The sequence below is a fragment of the Desulfobacteraceae bacterium genome (genome assembly GCA_022340425.1).
Lineage (GTDB): Bacteria > Desulfobacterota > Desulfobacteria > Desulfobacterales > JAABRJ01 > JAABRJ01.
Genome location: JAJDNY010000076.1, coordinates 1 through 5,396, shown reverse-complemented (window position 1 = coordinate 5,396; position 5,396 = coordinate 1). Strand labels below are relative to the sequence as shown.

The following is a 5,396-nucleotide window of genomic DNA, read 5'->3' as shown; positions in this document are numbered from 1 at the left end:
AAAACAAGGCCTTTCGTGAAAGGCTCTTCACCGAAACGCTTCCCCCCGACGAGCAGCGCCGCCTGCGGCGCTGCATCGTGCGCCGCAACAACAAGATATTCCAGCTGCTGAAAGACTGGCGCCTGGAAAGCGGCGTGGTGGACAAGATCGAGGAGCTGATCAAAAGCCAGATCAACTGGTTCGACAGCCAGAACCTGCTGCTGCAGAAAGCCACCGAGAGTGCGGGCGTGCCGCTCAAGGACCTGCGCAGCAACATGGCCAGCCTGGAGGAGTTTACCGCCTGGGCCCAGGCCGCCAGCCCTCACAGCCCGGAGCAGCTCGTCGCGCACTACGCCAAAATCCAAACCCTGCTGACGGCCGTGGCGGTCCGTGAGATGGCCATCAAGGCCAACAGCCGGGCCCTCAAGCGGGCCATCGCGTGCGCCGAAGAGGGGCGCCAGCGCGCCAAATTAGCCAAGAGCGAACTGATCCGGGCCAACCTGCGGCTGGTGGTGAGCATCGCCAAGAAATACACCAACCGCGGGCTACAGTTTCTCGATCTCATCCAGGAGGGCAATATCGGGTTGATGAAGGCTGTCGACAAGTTCGAATACCGCCGCGGCTACAAGTTCAGCACCTACGCCACCTGGTGGATCCGGCAGGCCATCACCCGCGCGATCGCCGATCAGGCGCGCACCATCCGGATTCCGGTGCACATGATCGAGACCATCAACAAGCTGATCCGCACCTCGCGCTACCTGGTGCAGGAACTGGGCCGCGAGCCCTCGCCGGAGGAGATTGCCGAGAAAATGGAAATTCCCCTGGACAAGGTGCGCAAGGTCCTCAAAATCGCCCGCGAACCGATCTCCCTGGAAACCCCCATCGGCGAGGAGGAGGACAGCCACCTGGGCGATTTCATCGAGGACAAGAAGTTCATGCTGCCGTCGGAGGCGGCCGTCAGCCTGAACCTGGCCGAGCAGACCCGCAAGGTGCTGGCGACCCTGACCCCGCGCGAGGAAAAGGTGCTGCGGATGCGCTTCGGCATCGGGGAGAAGGCCGACCACACCCTGGAGGAGGTCGGCAAGGATTTCGCCGTGACCCGCGAGCGCATCCGGCAGATCGAGGCCAAGGCCCTGCGCAAACTGCGCCACCCCACCCGCAGCCGAAAGCTCAAAAGCTTCCTGGAGATCTGACCCGTTGCGCCGCGTTGGGGGGCTTGACAAAAGCCGCCCCGGGGAATAGGTACCCAAGGCGTTGATCTGGATATCCGGGCCCATAGCTCAGCTGGCAGAGCCACCGGCTCATAACCGGTCGGTCCCTGGTTCGATCCCAGGTGGGCCCACTCTTCCAATCAAAAGGAACTTGGCTGCGCGGTCATGCCGACCGCGTTTGTGTTTTGACGAACCTTCCGGGATTTTTCCCTTCCCCTTTTTTCCCGGGGTGTGCTACGGACACCATTTAACCGGTCGCCCGCTGAAAGGGGGCGGCGGCCGGCACACCGCTGCGAGAGGGGGATCGATGACGGCCTGCGTCGAGGACATCTGCCAGATCATGGAGGCCATCGCACCGGCCCGGCTGGCTGAGAGCTGGGACAACGTCGGCCTTCAGGTAGGCCACCGGCGTTGGCCGGTGGCGACTGTGATGGTGGCCCTGGACCCCCTCACCGCAGTGGTTCACGCCGCCTGCCGGGCGGGGGCGGGCATGCTGGTGACCCACCACCCGCTGATTTTCAAGCCGCTCCAGCAGGTGGACCTGGAAACGCCGGTGGGCGCCATCGTCGCGACGGCCCTGGAACACCGCCTGGCGATCTTCTCGGCCCACACCAACCTGGACAGCGCCGCCGACGGCCTCAACGATCTCCTGGCGCACCGCATCGGGCTGATCCCGGACGCATTGTCACCCCTTGACGCCCCTTCCCTCGGCAGTTCAGAACACGCGTCGCGGGAGGGGGTGGGGCGGGTCGGTTCGCTGCCCGCGGCGATGACGCTGGAAGCCCTGGCGCGGCAGGTCCAAACCCGGATCCCGGCTGCGCGCGTGCGCTTCGCCGGGGAGCGGGACCTTCTTGTTAAACGCGTGGCCCTCTGCTCGGGCAGCGGCGGCAGCCTGCTGACGGCCTTCGCCGGGTCGGGCTGCGAGGTTTACATCAGCGGCGATCTGCGCTACCACGACGCCCGCTGGGCCGAGGAAAACGGCCGGGGGCTGATCGATATCGGACATTTCGCCTCGGAGCACTTGGTGGTGGCCGATCTGGTCCAACGGCTGCAGGCCGGTCTCGCCCGGCGCGGGCTGCGGGTCACGGTCGCGGTCTGCGACGGTGAAGCTGAGCCTTTTAAAACCATATAAAACGATAAGTTATGTTTAATTGGTTAAACCTTAAAATTAACTCCTAAAAACCGGAAGTGCGCATGGCGACCATATCCCGAGAAAAAATCCAGTCCCTGGTGGCGCTGCAGACCATCGAGGCCGAGATCCGCCGCGTTCAGGCCCAGCTGGCCGAGACGCCCGCGAAGCTGGCCGCCGTCGCGCACGAGTTGGAGTCCTTCGAGGCGACCCTGGCCGAAGAGGATGCCCAGCTGCAGGCGGCCCAGAAGGCTTACCGCGAGCAGGAGCGCGAGGCTCAGATGGTTTTGGCCCAAATCCGCAAAAGCAACGAACGTCTGGCCACGGTCAAGACCAACAAGGAATACCAGTCCATCCTGAAGGAGATCGACGATCTCAAGCGTAAAAACTCCCTGATCGAAGACGGGATGCTGGCCAGTCTCGATGGGATCGAGGCCGCCGAGGCCGCCTTGACCCAGAAAAAGGCCCAGGCCCAGTCCCTGCGCCAGACGGCCGACCGGCGGCAGGTTGAGCTTGAACGAGAAAACCAGGACCTAACCGCCCAGTTGGCCGATCTTACCCGGGCCGGCCGGGAGGCCGCCCAGGCCGTCGATCCGGTTTTGCTGGAGCACTTCAGGCGGGTTCAGGGGCAGGTCAAACAGGGGGCCGTGGCCCCCGTGATCGATGCCGTCTGCCAGGGCTGCCACCTCAACATCCCCCGGCAGCTCTTCAACGAGCTGCACCGGTTTGACGAATTGACCTTTTGCCCCCACTGCCGCAGGATTATCTTCTGCCAGGAGGAGGCCGAAGTGTGATGGCGGCGCAAAAAGCCCAATCTCTGCGTTGCGTTGCATCTCGAAGTCGCTGCGGCATACATCAGTACGCCTCACGCCGCTGAGATTTGCGCGCCTTGAGCTTGGACTTTTTTCACCACCATCTCAATTTTTCATTTTTTACTGTTTAATCCAAAGGGAAGTACAAGCGCGGTTGAAGTCGTCCATACGATCGCTGGGCCGCTAGATCGGCCTGGAGGAAAGTCCGAACACCGCAGGGCAGGGTGCTCCATAACGTGGAGTCGCGGCGACGCGAAGGAAAGTGCAACAGAAAGCATACCGCCTGCCGCAGGGGGGAAATCCTCCCGCCGCGGCCGGTAAGGGTGAAAAGGTGCGGTAAGAGCGCACCAGGTTCTCGGGTGACCGGGAATGCTTTGTAAACCCCACCCGGTGCAAGACCAAATAGGGGAGTGCTTGAGGACGGCCCGTCCGAGCTCCCGGGTAGGTCGCTGGAGGCGGCGGGCAACCGCCGCCCAGAGATGAATGATCGTAGCCCGCAGCCGGGTAACCGCCCGCGGGAACAGAATTCGGCTTACGGGCGGCTTCAACCGTTTTTTTTTCTTTGACAGGGGCGGGGTTGAAAACGCCCCTGGGGCGGGCTTTGCGCCCCGATTCAGAGGAACTTGCCTTCCATGGGTTCTGAAACCGACAGCGGTGATATTTCCTTTCTGGAAAAAGTCCGCATTTTTTCCCACGACTACCTCAAGAGCTGCATTTTCATCTCCACCGCGGACCTTGCCCGCTACCGCTTCACCAAGAAAATCTACTCCACCCTGATCGCCACTTCCCAGGTGCTGGAGGACCTGCTGGATTTCCACGGCGCCAAGAACAACACCAACTGGTATCTCTACCGGGAACTGAGCGCGGCCGTGCGTCACCTGAGCCTTGGCGGCTACTCCCAAAAGCACATTTCAAACCGTTTGCCGTTCTACGATCTGGGGGACACGGCGGCCTTCGAAACCGAGGGCGACAAGACCCAGGATTTTCTTACCCGGTGCCTGATCAGGCTTGCCCCGGTGATCCTCGAGGAGGCCCGGCGGCTGGGGATCCCCATGCCGCAGGAACGCTTTTCGACCGCCGATTTCCCCGGGGTCACCACCCGCGAGCTGCTGGTCCACGACATCGATGACGAAAACCGCACCCAGCAGAAAAAAAACATCGTCAAAATCGCAAGCGAATTTCTGAGCATCTCCAAGAGCTTCGATCTGCTGCGCTTCTATGAACCGTGCAGCCTGGCGGAAATCCAGGAGATCGTGCCGGGCAAGGTCAACGAGGTCGAAATCCGGCGCTACGAGATGCTGGTCCACAATCTCCAGTCCTCCTTCGACACCTATGTCATCCAGGGCGGCCTGCGCTTCGGCAGCAACAAAAAGCTGCGCCAGCTGCGGGGGCACTTCTCCTGCGTCTTTCACTTGCTGCAGATCATGGGGCGCCTGCTGCACTTCTACGAGCGCCACCTGCACGAGGCCGGCTACAAGAACACCTACCAGAAGGTGCACGAGCGGCTCTGCGAGATCATCGACCCCCACACGCTTCTGGACCGCACCGTCAACTACGGTCTTTTCTACGTCTGTCACTACCTCACCGCCGGCCGCAAGCTGGCCCAGGAAATCCTCAACGAGAACATCGAACGGGATTCTCTGAGAGTCGGCATCCCCGTCAAACTGGGCTTTCACAGCCGCCCCAGCCTGATGGTGGCCAAGATCGTGCAGCACTATGGCGGCCAGGTGGAGCTTTGCGTGGGTGATGATCGCTTCGATGCCAGCAGCGTGCTGGACATCCAGTGGGCCGGCGGCAAGATTCAGAAGGAGGGCATCAGCGAGGTGGTATTTGAAGGCGACACCCGCGCCTTGGAGGACATTGCGATCCTTGCGGGGGTTAACTACGGCGAGGACACCATGGGCAAGGGGGTGCCGCTGCCCAAGGAACTGGGCTATCTGCGGTGAGGGCCCGCGGCCCGATGCCCACCGAACCTTGACGGTTCCGCAAAAAGCATTTCACCCCGCGGTGCGGTGTTTGTCAGAAAGGAACTTTGGCGGGCACCCCGGTAATGGACCGGGATTTACAACTCCCATTGGTCTGTGTTCATTTTCTTGTGCGGACAAGAAAACGAACCAAAAGAAGCCGCCCGCGTCCCGGGGCCCTTCGGGCTGCCCTGCGCTTCTCGCAGCCGGCGGGCCCTGTGGAACGCGCTTGCGCTCAGACAGCCACAGGGCCTTTATCGCCGGCTGCTGCGATGCTCGGCCCGGGACGACGGGACATAAA

Annotated in this window: 4 protein-coding genes, 1 tRNA gene and 1 other RNA gene; all 6 read left to right on the top strand. The window is 62.1% G+C overall.

Features of this window, described 5'->3' with window-relative positions; genetic code table 11:
* The first annotated feature begins 77 nt into the window (after positions 1-77).
* On the top strand, positions 78-1,172 hold the full coding sequence (gene rpoD / locus LJE63_07230; GenBank protein MCG6906400.1) for an RNA polymerase sigma factor RpoD: 1,095 nt from the start codon (positions 78-80) through the stop codon (positions 1,170-1,172).
* Between the two features lie 76 nt (positions 1,173-1,248).
* Positions 1,249-1,321, top strand: a tRNA-Ile gene (locus LJE63_07225).
* A 176-nt stretch (positions 1,322-1,497) separates the two neighbouring features.
* On the top strand, positions 1,498-2,322 hold the full coding sequence (locus tag LJE63_07220; protein MCG6906399.1) for a Nif3-like dinuclear metal center hexameric protein: 825 nt from the start codon (positions 1,498-1,500) through the stop codon (positions 2,320-2,322).
* Between the two features lie 62 nt (positions 2,323-2,384).
* Positions 2,385-3,113 carry a C4-type zinc ribbon domain-containing protein gene (locus LJE63_07215; protein MCG6906398.1) on the top strand — a complete coding sequence of 243 codons (729 nt, stop codon included), beginning with the start codon at positions 2,385-2,387 and terminating at the stop codon, positions 3,111-3,113.
* A gap of 174 nt (positions 3,114-3,287) precedes the next feature.
* An RNA gene (gene rnpB, locus LJE63_07210) (RNase P RNA component class A) lies at positions 3,288-3,681 on the top strand.
* A gap of 82 nt (positions 3,682-3,763) precedes the next feature.
* Positions 3,764-5,077, top strand: coding sequence for an HPr family phosphocarrier protein (locus tag LJE63_07205; GenBank protein ID MCG6906397.1), 1,314 nt, complete (start codon positions 3,764-3,766; stop codon positions 5,075-5,077).
* Positions 5,078-5,396 lie beyond the last annotated feature (319 nt).